General features: G+C 64.2%; 13 protein-coding genes and 1 pseudogene. 4 read left to right on the plus strand and 10 right to left on the minus strand.

Translation table 11 applies throughout. From position 1 onward, the window contains the following. Positions 1-141: pseudogene (locus ABCN56_RS07225) on the plus strand (electron transfer flavoprotein subunit alpha/FixB family protein); the annotation flags it as partial. Positions 142-207: 66 nt separating this feature from the next. Here the strand turns inward: ABCN56_RS07225 and ABCN56_RS07230 are convergent. Beyond that, a complete protein-coding gene (locus ABCN56_RS07230) occupies positions 208-1032 on the minus strand; it encodes a DUF6473 family protein (RefSeq protein ID WP_343080134.1) in 825 nt (274 codons plus the stop codon). A 175-nt stretch (positions 1033-1207) separates the two neighbouring features. Between ABCN56_RS07230 and ABCN56_RS07235 the strand changes: the two genes are divergently transcribed. After that, positions 1208-2083 carry a 3-hydroxybutyryl-CoA dehydrogenase gene (locus tag ABCN56_RS07235; RefSeq protein ID WP_343080135.1) on the plus strand — a complete coding sequence of 292 codons (876 nt, stop codon included), beginning with the start codon at positions 1208-1210 and terminating at the stop codon, positions 2081-2083. 30 nt (positions 2084-2113) lie between these two features. Here ABCN56_RS07235 and ABCN56_RS07240 read toward each other — a convergent pair whose 3' ends face one another. The 7 genes from ABCN56_RS07240 to ABCN56_RS07270 are packed head-to-tail and all read right to left on the minus strand — an operon-like array spanning position 2114 to position 7492. Next, the gene (locus ABCN56_RS07240) at positions 2114-2986 is read right to left on the minus strand and encodes a lysophospholipid acyltransferase family protein (protein ID WP_343080136.1); all 873 of its coding nucleotides are present in this window, start codon (positions 2984-2986) and stop codon (positions 2114-2116) included. 46 nt (positions 2987-3032) lie between these two features. Further along, on the minus strand, positions 3033-3305 hold the full coding sequence (locus tag ABCN56_RS07245) for an HPr family phosphocarrier protein (RefSeq protein WP_343080137.1): 273 nt from the start codon (positions 3303-3305) through the stop codon (positions 3033-3035). Next, positions 3302-3703 (minus strand): PTS sugar transporter subunit IIA, encoded by a 402-nt coding sequence (locus ABCN56_RS07250; protein ID WP_343080138.1) that lies wholly within the window; start codon positions 3701-3703, stop codon positions 3302-3304. The genes ABCN56_RS07245 and ABCN56_RS07250 overlap by 4 nt, the downstream gene beginning before the upstream one ends. 6 nt (positions 3704-3709) lie before the next feature. Continuing rightward, positions 3710-4630: an RNase adapter RapZ gene (gene rapZ, locus ABCN56_RS07255; protein WP_343080139.1), complete on the minus strand. Its 921-nt coding sequence runs from the start codon at positions 4628-4630 to the stop codon at positions 3710-3712. Then, positions 4627-5070: an HPr kinase/phosphorylase gene (locus ABCN56_RS07260; RefSeq protein ID WP_425466087.1), complete on the minus strand. Its 444-nt coding sequence runs from the start codon at positions 5068-5070 to the stop codon at positions 4627-4629. Before ABCN56_RS07260 ends, rapZ begins: the two co-directional genes overlap by 4 nt. Continuing rightward, complete coding sequence (locus ABCN56_RS07265) at positions 5067-6794, minus strand: ATP-binding protein (protein ID WP_343080140.1); 1728 nt, start codon at positions 6792-6794, stop codon at positions 5067-5069. Before ABCN56_RS07265 ends, ABCN56_RS07260 begins: the two co-directional genes overlap by 4 nt. After that, positions 6791-7492, minus strand: a complete 702-nt coding sequence (locus ABCN56_RS07270; protein WP_343080141.1) for a response regulator transcription factor — start codon at positions 7490-7492, stop codon at positions 6791-6793. The genes ABCN56_RS07265 and ABCN56_RS07270 overlap by 4 nt, the downstream gene beginning before the upstream one ends. 354 nt (positions 7493-7846) lie before the next feature. Between ABCN56_RS07270 and ABCN56_RS07275 the strand changes: the two genes are divergently transcribed. Continuing rightward, positions 7847-9445, plus strand: coding sequence for a phosphoenolpyruvate carboxykinase (locus tag ABCN56_RS07275; protein ID WP_343080142.1), 1599 nt, complete (start codon positions 7847-7849; stop codon positions 9443-9445). Between the two features lie 198 nt (positions 9446-9643). On the opposite strand, the gene ABCN56_RS07280 is transcribed toward ABCN56_RS07275, so the two are convergent. Then, positions 9644-10402, minus strand: coding sequence for a sulfite exporter TauE/SafE family protein (locus ABCN56_RS07280; protein WP_343080143.1), 759 nt, complete (start codon positions 10400-10402; stop codon positions 9644-9646). A gap of 171 nt (positions 10403-10573) precedes the next feature. On the opposite strand from ABCN56_RS07280, the gene ABCN56_RS07285 reads away from it, so the two are divergent. Beyond that, positions 10574-12241: an acyl-CoA dehydrogenase family protein gene (locus ABCN56_RS07285; RefSeq protein WP_343080144.1), complete on the plus strand. Its 1668-nt coding sequence runs from the start codon at positions 10574-10576 to the stop codon at positions 12239-12241. A 41-nt stretch (positions 12242-12282) separates the two neighbouring features. On the opposite strand, the gene ABCN56_RS07290 is transcribed toward ABCN56_RS07285, so the two are convergent. Beyond that, entirely contained in the window at positions 12283-13491 is a 1209-nt protein-coding gene (locus ABCN56_RS07290) for an MFS transporter (protein WP_343080145.1), read from the minus strand. Positions 13492-13581 lie beyond the last annotated feature (90 nt).

Genomic DNA, 13581 nt, shown 5'->3' on the forward strand with positions numbered 1-13581 from the left:
CAGCACCTCGCCGGCATGAAGGATTCGAAGGTCATCGTCGCCATCAACAAGGACGAAGAAGCCCCGATCTTCCAGGTCGCCGACTACGGCCTCGTCGCGGACCTGTTCACCGCGGTGCCGGAACTGATCGAGAAGATCTGAGCCATCCTTCGGCTGAAACAGTGAAGTTGAAGGCCCGCCGACCGGCGGGCCTTCGCATTTTGGGCTCTAGACCAGCGACTTCAAGAAGGGGGCGAGGGCGTCGGCGACCTCCTGATGGACACGAGGCCCCGGCAACCGGGTGGCGGCAAGCGCGTCCAGCGGGGCGAAATGCATGCCCTGCGTTCCGGCGTCGCGCGCGTCTCTGCTGGGCGCCACCTTGACCAGCCTGCTCGCGTAGGGGCGGATTTCGTCCACCATCTCTTCGTCGACCAGCAGCGGTTCGGGGCCGAGGGCGTCGCGGTCCGGCAGTGCGGCATGGCCGTCGGAAATCCACAGCAGCACGGTCTCCCCCTCGATCCTCTGCAGAAGCGACCGCATCCGGGCCACCCATGCTGATCGCAACTCCTCGACCAGGATCGGGAACTTCTCCGGGGCGCGTTCCTTCAGCGCCGAGAGCATGTGGCGCGTGAAATGGAACTCGGTGAAGTCCACCTCGCGGAACACCGTCTTCATCAGCGTCGAGGCCCTGAGGAACCGGTCATTGCGTCGAGGATGCACGGCGTAGAACCGGTTCGACAGGTTGTGCGCCCCGGTGAGCTGTATGACGGTCGCGCGCGCGCCGTTGCAGGACCTGATGATCGAGGGATCGTTCAGGAAGACATCGGCCCCGGCATTCAGGTAGCCGAAGTTCACGACCGGCATCCCCAGTGTGCCTTCGAGGAGCGAGGGGTAAGGGATTTCGACGAATTTCCCGTAGGTCTCCGTTCCGCCGAGGACGGCGAAATACCGGCCGTCAAGCTGGCGCCGGGGCCCGCGGAACAGAAGCTTCGATTGACCGTAGCGGCACGGAAGATAGTCCAGGGCGCCGTCGCCCGGATATTCGTAGGTCATCTGATCCCACCGTAGTTTTGATACACCCGCGGCCAGATTGCGCCCCATCCCTTACGAAACAGCTAAGCGGAAACGGCTGACAGGTCGAAAGCTGCCCTTTTGGCGGCGTGTTCGGCCTTGCGCGGGCGGTCGGGCGGGGCATAAGGTCTGCCACGCATCGGTAAGGGGCAGAGCAATGGAAATCAGGTCGGTTGGCATCGTGGGTGCGGGCCAGATGGGCAACGGCATCGCCCATGTCTTCGCGCTAGCGGGCTACGAAGTTCTGATGAACGACATCAGCCAGGAGTCGCTGGACAAGGCGCTTGCGGTGATCTCGAAGAACCTCGATCGCCAGATCTCTCGTGGCAAGATCTCCGAAGAGGACAAGTCCGAAGCGCTTGGCCGGATCCGGACGACTCTGACGCTCGCGGACCTTGGCAAGACCGACCTCGTGATCGAGGCCGCAACCGAGCGTGAAACCGTGAAGCAGGCGATCTTCGAAGACCTGGTCCCGCACCTTCTGCCGCATACGATCCTGACGTCGAACACCTCTTCGATCTCGATCACCCGGCTCGCCTCGCGCACGGACCGGCCGGAGAAGTTCATGGGGTTCCACTTCATGAACCCGGTGCCGGTGATGCAGCTCGTGGAACTGATCCGCGGCATCGCGACCGATGAACCGACCTACAAGACGCTCCTGGCCGTGGTCGAAAAGCTCGGCAAGACGGCGGCGAGCGCGGAGGATTTCCCGGCCTTCATCGTGAACCGGATCCTCATGCCGATGATCAATGAAGCTGTCTATACGCTCTACGAGGGCGTTGGCTCCGTGAAGTCGATCGATTCCTCGATGAAGCTTGGCGCGAACCACCCGATGGGGCCGCTGGAATTGGCGGATTTCATCGGCCTCGACACCTGCCTGGCGATCATGAACGTGCTGCACGACGGCCTCGCCGACACGAAGTACCGGCCCTGCCCGCTCCTGACAAAATACGTCGAGGCCGGCTGGCTTGGCCGCAAGACCAAGCGGGGTTTCTACGACTATCGGGGTGAGGAACCGGTGCCGACGCGCTGACGCCGAAAATCCTCAAAGGCCGATGGGCGGCTACTTCTGCTGGTTCCTCAGCTGAAGGGTCCGCTCACGAAGATGCTCCATGAAGCCGCGGGGGTTCAGGACCCAGGGATCGATCTCCTCGCGCTCGATCGGCTGTCCGATGACCGGACGGATCGGCTTGCCCATGAGGCGCGTGATCTCATGCATCATGAGGCTCTGGCGCAGCGTCGGCGAGAAGTGTTGAACGAATTGGTACATCGGGCCGTTCTGACCGGAGAAGTAGACCGGCACCACCCGCGCCCTGCTTTTCAGGATCATCTTGGAGGTGAAGGGGTTCCAGTCGTGCTCGAGGGCCTCGCCGAAGAGCTTGCGCGCCGTGGCCACACGCCCAGCCGGGAAGAGGATTACGACACCGCCCTGGTCCAGGTGCTCCATCACCTCCTTGCGGACGGCGATGTTCTTCTGCGTCGAATCCGGGTCATGCGGGAAGGCGACGGGCACCATGTGCGCGTCGATTTCCGGGATCTTCGCGAAGAAGGCGCGCGTAAGGATCTTCAGATCAGGCCGCACCCTGGAGACGATGCTGGTCAGAGCGACACCGTCGACGAAGCCGTAGGGATGGTTGGCGACCATGACGACAGGGCCCGAAGCCGGGATGCGCTGGATCTCTTCCTCGGTGCATTGGAGCTCGATCTTCAGAAGGTCGAGGATCTTTTCCCAGAACGTGGTCTCATAGACCCGGCCGCCCTTCTCGAATTCGTTGGCGATCCTGAGAAGGGTGATCTTGCCCGTCACCCATTCGATGGCGCGGATCAGCTGCGCCCGCGCGGGGCTTGCGCCAGACTCCGCGAATGTGAGCGTACTGGTGTCGTACGGGATGTAGTCGGGATGCCCGATACCGGGGTTCTTGCGATTGGCCTTCACGATCTACTCCGAAAGGTGGGCTTTTCGTGGGGACCGGATGCACCGCTCAGAAATCTTCCCCGAAGCGATCCGCCACCAGACTATCCAGCGCGTCGGCCAGTTCCGTTTCCTCTGGTCCGTCGCAATGCACGTCAATAACGGTTCCCTTGGACGCTGCCAACATCAAAAGACCCATGATGCTGTCGCCGGAAACGGTCATCCCGTCTCTGGAAACTTGGGCCCTGGCGTTGAATTGTTCAACCGTCTCGACGAAGCGGGCCGATGCGCGCGCATGCAGACCCTTTTCGTTCACGATCCTAAGTTGCCGGAAAGTCGTCATTTTGCGGGCTGTCCCGATACCCTGTAACAGTCGATGTATTTGCGCCCGGCGTCGAGAGCGGAGGCTACGGCCTCGGGAACGGGAAGGTTTCGGGATTTCGCCAGCTTGATCAGCATCGGCAGATTCGCGCCGTAGAGGATCTGCCGATCCTTCTCGACACAGGCCATGAGAGACAGATTGGCGGGGGAGCCGCCGAACATGTCGGTCACCACGACCACGCCCGTTCCATCGTCGACGGAATCGGCTGCGGCGCAGATTTCGGCCTGTTTCGCGGCTCGGTCATGATCGTCTTCGATCGCGATGGCAAGGATTCCGGTCTGTTTGCCCACGACGTGTTCGACAGCGGCGAGGTATTCCCGCGCCAACCCGCCATGTGCGACAATCACGATGCCGATCACGCCCGGTTATCCTGCCTTTTCCGTTGCGGGGCCTTCGGCCCGCCTTTCCAGTTCACGGTGCCTCTTAGACACCTGCCACCCGGCCTCCGCAAGCGCTTTGGCCACTTTTTCCGCAATCGTAACGGAACGGTGTTGCCCTCCCGTACAGCCGAATCCGACGGCGAGATGGCTCTTGCCTTCTTCGAGTTGCGCCGGAAGGAGAAGGGCGAGCAAGTCCAGAATCTTGTCGCAGAATGCCGCGTAGCGCGGGTCGGCCTCGACATAGGCGGCGGCCACCGGGTCGCGACCGTCGAGCGCGCGGAGCGCGGGTTCCCAATGCGGATTGCGCAGGAACCGGCAGTCGAACATCAGGTCCAGCCCGCGCGGTGCGCCGCGCTTGTAGGAGAAGGACTGCACCGAGATGCTGAGCCGCGCCTCGTCTGCCTGGGCAAACCAGCGCGCGATTTCCGCCTTGAGGTCATGCGGCGAGAGTTCCGATGTGTCGATGAGCACGTCCGCCCGCGCCTTGATCGGTGCGAGTATGTCGATCTCCTGCGCGATAGCTGCGTCCGGGTCCTCCGCCTTTGCCAGCGGGTGCCGGCGACGCGTCTCGCCGTAACGGCGCCGGAGCTCGGAGTTGCTGCAATCGAGGAACAGGACCTCCGGGATGACCGAGGGGATGCGCGTCAGGTAGTCGATGAGCTCGATCATCCCCCCGGTCGAGAATTCGCGGTTGCGCACGTCGATGCCGAGCGCCATGGGACAGTTGATGGGCGGGCCTTCGAGAAGGCGCGGAACGAGGCTCAGGGGCAGGTTGTCGATCGGCTCGTAGCCGAGGTCTTCGAGCGCATCGATCGCGGTCGACCGGCCAGACCCCGACGGGCCCGTCACCAGCACGACCCGCTGGACGGCCTGGCTGTCGCTCTGTTGTTCCTCGGCCTTGTTCACGCGGACCTCCCGCCCTTGAGATATTGCAGGATCGCCGCCGGAAAATATGCGCTCTCCACCCTGTGAATGAGCGGCATCTCACGGCCGAGCACATTGGTCTGACGCGGGGGCGGCAGACGCTCCGTCTCGGTCTGCGAAAGGTCGACGACGAACCGGACCGGGACCCTGTCGCGCACGTCGGCGGCAAGAAGGCCAATGCCGCGTGCCTCGATCATGCCGCGGATCGCGGCGGGGGCGCGCGCCATCACGGCCTCACCGTCGATCGACACCTCGGTCCGGTCGTCGCTGACGAGGTCGCAGCCCAGCGCCATGAGTTGAAGCGCGAGAGCCGACTTCCCCGAGCCGGACGGGCCGAGGATGAGAATCGCGGCCGGGCCGAATGCCACGCAGGACGCGTGCAGGACTTCCCCGGTTGTGCGGATTGCCGTGGCGGGGCTCACAACGGAAGGCCCACGACAAAGCGTGCGCCCAGAGGTTCGGAGGTGATGTCGGCATTCGTCGGGCGAATGTTCTCGGCCCAGATCACGCCACCATGAGCTTCGACGATCTGCTTCGAGATGGCCAGACCGAGGCCGGAATGGTTCCCGAATTGCCCCACGGGGCGTTCCGAATAGAAACGCTTGAAGACCTTCGTCAGCGCCTGTTCCGGTATGCCGGGGCCCGTATCCTCGACCACGACGAGCACGCGGTTTTCCCGCTGCCGCGCCCAGACGCGAACGGCGTCACCCGCCTCGCAGAAGGAAATCGCGTTCGAGATGATGTTGACGAAAACCTGCGCGAGCCGGGCCTCGAGGCCGAGGATCATGATCGGCTGCTGCGGCAGGTCGGCGATGAAATCGACGCCCTTCGCGCGGGCTTCCTCGGTCTGGTACTCGACGATGTTCGACAGCATCTTGAGGAGGTCGAAGCTTTCCTCCTCCTCTTTCACAAGCTCGCTATCGAGCCGCGAGGCGTTGGAGATGTCGCTGACCAGCCGGTCGAGCCGGCGGACGTCATGCTCGATCACCGCAAGCAGCTTCTCGCGCTGGTCGTCGCGCTTGGCCACGCGCATCGTGCCCACGGCGGATCGCAGGCTCGCGAGCGGGTTCTTGATCTCGTGCGCGACGTCGGCGGCAAATTGTTCGTTCGCGTCGATCCGGTCGTAGAGCGCCGCGACCATTCCACGCATGGCGGCGGAAAGGCGGCCGATCTCGTCGGGCCGCGCGGTTAGGTCTGGAATGCGGACGCGGCCGGGGGAAATCTTGCGGGCGTTCCTGTCGCGGCCGAGTTCCGCCGCCGTGGCGAGGTCGGAGAGCGGGTTCGAGATCGTCGAGGCAAGAAGCAGGCTGAACGCGATCGATACCACGGCCGCGATCAGGCCGATCTGCAGGACCTGTTCACGCTCGGTTCGGACGAGAAGGTCGATCTCCGGCGCCCAGGTCGAAAGGGCCAGCACGCCGACGACCTGGCCATCGCGGAGCACCGGCGTCGCCGCCGAAATCAGCGTGTCGCCGGAATGAGTGCGCCCGGTTTCGACCTTCGTGGCACCGTCCTTGGCCCCGGCGAACAGCCGGGCCGCCTGCACCCGGGCATCGAGTGCGGAGGAAGTGGCGGCCTGCGGACCGGTAAGGAGCGCGACGAGGCTTGACCAGACATCATCGAGGAAACTGACGATCGGCGTCGGACGAAGATCGGGGGCGGTGCCGCCGTCGACCGTTTGCAGCACTTCCGCCCGGCCGCGCACCGTGCCGACGATCCGGCCATCGACGTTGAACAGGTAGAATGCCGAGCCCTCGGGAAGCTCCAGTTCGAGCAGACCTTTCGGAAGCTCTCGAGCGATGCCGACCGACGCCTGCGCCTCGGTGGCAAGCTGGCGCTGGTAGGCGCTTGCTGCAAGCTGGACCTTGGTGGCGAGCGCCGTTTCCCGCAAGTAGACGAGATTGCTGCGGAACGGGTTCAGGTAAAGGACACCCGCCACCAGAACGACAATGGCCAGCAGGTTGAAGGTGACGAGCTTGCGCGCCAGCGGCGAACGGTTGACGCTGACAAAGCGCCGCCGCTCGCGCTCCGCACGGAGCTCCATGTCCACCGTGCTTTCCGGCGCGACCCAGTCTTCGCCCAAGACAACGCCTGCGCTCGGACGGTGCTCCGGCATCTTAACGTCGATCTTGGACGTCAGCGTCATTCTTCGTTGTATCTGTAGCCGATACCGTAGAGCGTCTCGATGGCCGAAAAGTCGTCGTCCACCGTCCGCATCTTCTTCCTGAGCCGCTTGATGTGGCTGTCGATCGTGCGATCGTCCACATAGACCTGGTCGTCATAGGCCACATCCATCAACTGGTCGCGGCTCTTCACGAAGCCGGGCCGCTGCGCGAGCGCCTGGAGAAGCAGGAATTCGGTGACTGTGAGCGTCACGTCCTTCCCCTTCCAGCTCACGGAATGGCGCAGCGGGTCCATCGTCAGGTTTCCGCGGACCATGATCTTGGTTTCCTCGGTCGTGGCGACTTCGCCCGAGTCGATCGCCTCCTGCCGGCGCAGAAGCGCCCGGATGCGTTCGACGAGGAGACGCTGCGAGAAGGGCTTCTTGACGTAGTCGTCTGCGCCCATCCGGAGGCCGAGCACCTCATCTATCTCGTCGTCCTTGGACGTGAGGAAGATCACCGGCATCGACGTCTTCTGTCGGAGCCGCTGAAGCAAGTCCATCCCGTCCATGCGTGGCATCTTGATATCGAGGACCGCCATGTCCGGCAGTCGTTTGTTGAAGGCATCCAGCGCCGACTGCCCGTCATTGTAGGTTTCCACTTCGAAGCCCTCGGCTTCCAGTGTCATCTGGACGGACGTCAGGATGTTCCGGTCGTCGTCGACCAACGCGATCCTGGCCATTGTCATCATTCCCGTACTGCTCTTCGTGCTTGATTTTTCCGCATAGTCCTTATTCCGGGCCACGCAATCAATACCAATTGACCGAATCGCAACAAGCGTTGCCCCAGAGAGACGATGTTATAGAAAGGGTTTGTCCATTTTATGTCACCAATCGCGCCCCCAGGACCCGATCCCGGGCGATTGTTGCGCTAACAGGGAAATGGTTGCGCTAACTGAGGCAAAGTTTCCATTTCTTCGTCGGATCAGCATGTTATAGGGCCGTATCGGCCCTTCGTTCCGGCCGGTCGGCTCCCACTGGCCCGGGGGTCGAAGGAAACCTTACGACGCCGCAACGCGGCTTCAGGAGCTTGCAGGATGACAACAGGACGTGTGAACCCGTCGAACCGCTTGGAAGATCAGGGCATCACGGGGCTCGGCGCGATCTATTACAACCTGATGGAGCCTGCCCTGCTGGAACAGGCGCTGATCAGGGACGAGGGCACGCTCGGAAAGGGTGGTGCGCTGCTGGTGACGACCGGCAAGCACACCGGTCGCTCGCCCAAGGACAAGTTCGTTGTCCGCACTTCCTCGGTCGAGGACAACATCTGGTGGGAAAACAACGCGCCGATGGCGCCTGATGCGTTCGACCGCCTGCACGCCGACATGCTCGCCCACATGAAGGGCGGCCGGTTCTACGTCCAGGATCTTTACGCGGGTGCCGATCCGGAGCATCGCCTCGACGTGCGCGTCGTGACGGAACTCGCCTGGCACAGCCTTTTCATCCGCCACCTGCTTCGCCGCCCGTCGCGGGAAGAACTCACGGACTTCGTGCCGGAGTTCACGATCATCAACTGCCCCTCGTTCACGGCGAACCCGGAACGGCACGGCTGCCGGTCCGAGACGGTGATCGCGCTGAACTTCGACAAGCGCCTGATCCTCATCGGCGGCACGGCCTACGCGGGCGAGAACAAGAAGGCGGTGTTCACGCTTCTCAACTACATCCTGCCCGGCAAGGGCGTGATGGCCATGCACTGCTCGGCCAACCACGCGATCGGCAACCCGGTCGACACGGCGGTCTTCTTCGGCCTCTCCGGCACCGGCAAGACGACACTTTCGGCCGATCCCGCGCGGACGCTCATCGGTGACGACGAGCACGGCTGGTCGGACCGCGGCACCTTCAACTTCGAGGGCGGCTGCTACGCCAAGACGATCCACCTGTCGCCGGAAGCAGAACCCGAGATCCACGCGACGACGACCAAGTTCGCGTCCGTCGTCGAAAACATGGTCTTCGATCCGGAGACCCGGGAACTCGACTTCTCGGACGACAGCCTGACGGCGAACATGCGCTGCGCCTACCCGCTCGAATACATCTCGAACGCTTCGGAGAACGCGCTTGGCGGGCATCCGAAGAACATCGTGATGCTGACCTGCGACGCGTTCGGCGTCCTGCCGCCCATCGCGCGGCTGACGCCCGCTCAGGCGATGTATCACTTCCTGTCGGGCTTCACCTCGAAGGTCGCGGGGACCGAACAGGGCGTGACCGAGCCGCAGCCCACCTTCTCCACCTGCTTCGGCGCGCCGTTCATGCCGCGCCGCCCCGAGGTTTACGGGAAGCTCCTGCAGGAAAAGATCGCCAAGACGGGCGCGACCTGCTGGCTGGTGAACACCGGCTGGACCGGCGGCGCCTACGGCAAGGGCGCGCGGATGCCGATCCGGTCGACGCGGATCCTGCTGACCGCCGCGCTCGACGGCTCGCTGAAGAACGCGAAGTTCCGCAAGGACCCGAACTTCGGCTTCGAGGTTCCGGTCTCGGTGCCGGAAGTGGCCGACGTCCTGCTCGACCCGCGCCGGACCTGGGAAGACGAGGCTGCCTATGACGTCCAGGCGGCCAAGCTCGTGAAGATGTTTGCCGACAACTTCGCGCAGTACGTCCCCTACATCGACGCCGACGTGCAGGCAGCCGCGATCGGCTGACGACCCATTCAGGCGGCGCCGGCAACATGTCCGGCGCCGACTTTTTTCTTTTTCCCAACATTCTGGCCATACCCCCCCTGCCGCGCGCCAAACTGGTCCGCGCGGGGTCACGGTGAAGTCTGTTGCCGGCCGCCTGACGAAGCCGGCCTTCGGCGGGATGACACACCGGCAGATCGAACTGCCCGGCGGCCAGACGCTCTACAGCCCGGCCGCGCGCCGGACGAGGTTCGCGCCCGTGATCGCGAGGAGAATCAGCGTCCAGCGCCGGAATCGCGCCGGGTCGAGCCGGTCATGGAGCCGGAACCCTCCCCAGAGCCCGATCGCCGCCGGGATCGTCACCACCACTGCGAGCGGAAGCGTGTTCTCGTTCAGAACGCCCGAATAGAGATGCGCACCCGTCAGCGTCACGGCGCCGATCAGGAACACCACTCCCTGCACCCGCACCTGTTCGCGTTTCTCCGCCCCGATCGAAAGCAGGTAGATGATGAGCGGCGGCCCCCAGATCCCGGAGACGCCGCCATACAGGCCCCCGATCATGCCCATGAACGCCTCGACCCGCCCGCGATGCTCGATCCGGATCGCAAGGCTCCGTCCGGAAAGCTGCCAGAGCGCGAAGGCGACGATCGGCACGCCGAGGATCGCCAGCATCACCTTCTGCGGGATCGCCGTGGCGAACTGCGCGGAGATCATAAGGAACACGACGACCATCACGATGTGGCGCCGGTAGGTGACAGTGCTTTCCCAGGCAGCCCGCCAGCCTTGCCGGAACGCCTGGGCGATGTTCGTGAAGAGCGTTGGAAGGATCAGGAGCGAGAGTGCGGTCTCTGCGGGAAGAAAGGAAGAGAAGGCCGAGATCATGATCATCGGCATCGCGAAGCCGACCGCACCCTTCACGAAACCCGCGAAGAGCGTGATCGCCAGAACGATGGCGAGGGTGGCGGGATCGAGGCCGGACATCCGTCTGCATTCCTTGCGCTTTCCCGTTGGCTATAAAGCTTCCGCTCACCATGCGCAGCCGCAAAACACGCGCGACACTTTCAATCGTTTCGGCAATCCTCCACGAATTAATATTGCGCTGCACATGCAAAATCCCTATTCCTGCTGCAACCGCAAAAAGGGAGCCGATTCATGGCGCATGACGGAGCCGAAATGCAGCAGGGCCTTGTTCTTGCCGACCTGACGGAACTGACGGAAGCCGCTCTTTCCCCGGTCGAGGCGCTTCTGGCCGAAGCGACCACCGCCCTGCGAAACGAAGTCACCGTGGACGGCCGCGTTTCCGGCGCCGCGCTGGAACGTCAGCAGTTCGCCGCGCATGCGCTGTCCTGGCTCGCGACCTATGTCGAAGCGCTACGGCAACTCGACGCCTGGGCCGGCCGTCTGCGCGACGCGGGCAAGTTCGGCGAGATGGAAGCGCTGATTCTTCAGATCGGTTTCGGCGAATACCTCGGCCAGATCCGGGGCGGGATTCCGATGAGCCAGGGCGAGACTGCGCGCTTGCAGGACCTCGGCCTTGCCTGGCCCGATGGCGCGGCAGCGGCAGAGACCCTGATGGCCCGGGGCAACACGGCCGCCGCCCGCCAGCGGCTCGTGGAACTGATGCGCGATTCGCATGGCGCCGGGACGTTTGGCGCCACGGGGCTCGACGACGAGCTGGAGATGATCCGCGAACAGTTCCGCCGCTACGCCGACGAGCGCGTGGTGCCGCATGCACATGACTGGCACCTGAAGGACGAACTTATCCCGATGGAGATCATCCGGGAGCTTGCCGAGCTTGGCGTCTTCGGCCTGACGATCCCGGAGGAATTCGGCGGTCTGGGCCTTTCCAAGGCCTCGATGGTCGTGGTCAGCGAAGAATTGAGTCGCGGCTACATCGGCGTGGGCTCTCTCGGCACGCGGTCCGAAATCGCGGCGGAGCTGATCCTCTGCGGCGGGACGCCCGAGCAGAAGGCGAATTGGCTGCCGAAGCTCGCCTCCGGCGAAATTTTACCCACGGCCGTCTTCACCGAGCCGAACACCGGCTCCGACCTCGGCAGCCTCCGGACGCGCGCGGTGAAGGACGGCGATGACTGGGTCGTCACCGGCAACAAGACCTGGATCACCCATGCCGCTCGGACGCACGTGATGACGCTTCTCGCGCGGACCGACCCGGAGACGACCGACTACCGCGGCCTGTCGATGTTCCTCGCCGAAAAGACTCCGGGGACGGACGAAGACCCCTTCCCGACGCCCGGCATGAGCGGCGGCGAGATCGAGGTCCTCGGCTACCGGGGCATGAAGGAATACGAGCTTGGCTTCGACGGTTTCCGCGTGAAGGGCGAGAACCTTCTGGGCGGCGTGCCGGGCCAGGGCTTCAAGCAGCTGATGCAGACCTTCGAATCGGCGCGCATCCAGACCGCCGCCCGCGCGATCGGCGTGGCGCAGTCCGCGCTGGAAGAAGGGCTGCGGTACGCCGAAGACCGCAAGCAGTTCGGCAAGTCCCTGATCGCCTTCCCGCGCGTCGCGGGCAAGCTCGCGATGATGGCCGTCGAAATCATGATCGCGCGACAGCTGACCTACCATTCGGCCTGGCAGAAGGATCACGACAAGCGCTGCGACCTCGAGGCCGGCATGGCGAAGCTTCTGGGCGCGCGCGTGGCCTGGGCGGCGGCCGACAACGCGCTGCAAATCCACGGCGGCAACGGCTTCGCGCTGGAATACAAGATCAGCCGGATCCTTTGCGACGCGCGCATCCTCAACATCTTCGAGGGCGCGGCGGAGATCCAGGCTCAGGTGATCGCGCGGCGGCTACTCGACTGAGGGTCGGGCGCGTGCCAGTTCCGCGCCCGAAGCCGGAATTGCTACGCGGCCATCCGCTGCCCGCCAAGGCGCGGATGCAGCCGTCCTGCGATACCCCAGGCAAGCAGCAGACCAGCGCCACTTGCGGCGAAGACACCGGCGAGCGGCGCACCAAGAAGCACGAGCCATGCCACGCCCGGCGTGATTATCCCCGACACGTCGCGGAAGCTTGAGTAGACAGCCGACATCTCGCTTCGTTCGGAGGGCTTCACCGCCATAAGGAATGGCAGCCCCCCGCACATGTCGAGAACCACGAGGAAGAAGGACGCCGCGAAAAGCGCGATCACGGCGAAGGGCGGCCAGAGAAGCCCCCCGGTCGAGACCAGAAACAGCGTGCCGGCGGCAAGGAAGCCCGTGCGGACGGCGTGACGGACCGAATTGCGCTGCATCCAGCGCAGCATGAAGGGCGCCAGCAGAAGGAACGCGTTCGAGGCCGACAGTGCGAGACCACCGATCTGATCACCCAACCCGGACTCGATGCAGAAGATCGGCAGGTAGACCACGTAGACCCACCAGCCGCAGGACCGGATCACGGCGAACAGCCAGCCCGCCACGAGCCTCGGCTGGGCGAAGAACCGGCCGAGGTAGGCCAGGGGATTGGGCGCCGGTCGTCTCGCCCGACTGATGAGTTTGCCGTTCCCAAGCCGCATCGCCCAGAACGTCGCGCCCTGGCCAACCGCGAAGCCCATCGCGATGAGGAAGGGGAGTGGCTCCCACAGTTTCAGCAGCCATACCCCCAGGACCGGCCCCACGGCCCAGGAAATCCCGCTGTAGAGGAGCTTCAGCGTCTCGCCCTTCCCGAGTTCCGAGCGCGCGATATAGTCCATCACGTAGGCATTGAGCGAGATGAAGATCGTCACCGTCCCGCCGGACATGACGGCAAGGCCGAGAGCGGTCGGAATCGCGCCGCCCATGATCGCGAGCAGCGGACCGACCAGGTAGAAGCTGATGCCGAGCGTGTACATCCAGCGGCGCGGGATGAGGCGGCCCATCCACGGCACCATGAGGCCGAGCGCGAGCGCAGCGACGCCGACCCAGAAATACACCCGGCTGACGGCCCCTGCATCGCCGAGCGTGCGATACATCACGAGTGGCCAGACGGAAACGAGCATGGCCCGCACCGAGGAGTCGAAGGTCGTAAGGATCGCGAACCCCCTCACGCTCGGCGTCGGGGCATGACGAATCCATTCGGGGATGTAGCGGCTGGCCATGGGCTCTCCTTTGATCTCCTATCGCCACTTCTCCCGCGTTCGTCTTGGCCGTTTTCGACACGGACCGGTCGCTGGCGGACGGCGTCGGCG

It is taken from the genome of Ostreiculturibacter nitratireducens, assembly GCF_032670585.1.
Classification (GTDB): domain Bacteria; phylum Pseudomonadota; class Alphaproteobacteria; order Rhodobacterales; family Rhodobacteraceae; genus Ostreiculturibacter; species Ostreiculturibacter nitratireducens.

Coding starts and splice junctions, on each gene's coding strand:
- ABCN56_RS07230 (WP_343080134.1), bottom strand. CDS start 1,032: ATGACCTACGAATATCCGGGCGACGGCGCCCTGGACTATCTTCCGTGC.
- ABCN56_RS07235 (WP_343080135.1), top strand. CDS start 1,208: ATGGAAATCAGGTCGGTTGGCATCGTGGGTGCGGGCCAGATGGGCAAC.
- ABCN56_RS07245 (WP_343080137.1), bottom strand. CDS start 3,305: ATGACGACTTTCCGGCAACTTAGGATCGTGAACGAAAAGGGTCTGCAT.
- ABCN56_RS07265 (WP_343080140.1), bottom strand. CDS start 6,794: ATGACGCTGACGTCCAAGATCGACGTTAAGATGCCGGAGCACCGTCCG.
- ABCN56_RS07270 (WP_343080141.1), bottom strand. CDS start 7,492: ATGGCCAGGATCGCGTTGGTCGACGACGACCGGAACATCCTGACGTCC.
- ABCN56_RS07275 (WP_343080142.1), top strand. CDS start 7,847: ATGACAACAGGACGTGTGAACCCGTCGAACCGCTTGGAAGATCAGGGC.
- ABCN56_RS07280 (WP_343080143.1), bottom strand. CDS start 10,402: ATGTCCGGCCTCGATCCCGCCACCCTCGCCATCGTTCTGGCGATCACG.
- ABCN56_RS07285 (WP_343080144.1), top strand. CDS start 10,574: ATGGCGCATGACGGAGCCGAAATGCAGCAGGGCCTTGTTCTTGCCGAC.
- ABCN56_RS07290 (WP_343080145.1), bottom strand. CDS start 13,491: ATGGCCAGCCGCTACATCCCCGAATGGATTCGTCATGCCCCGACGCCG.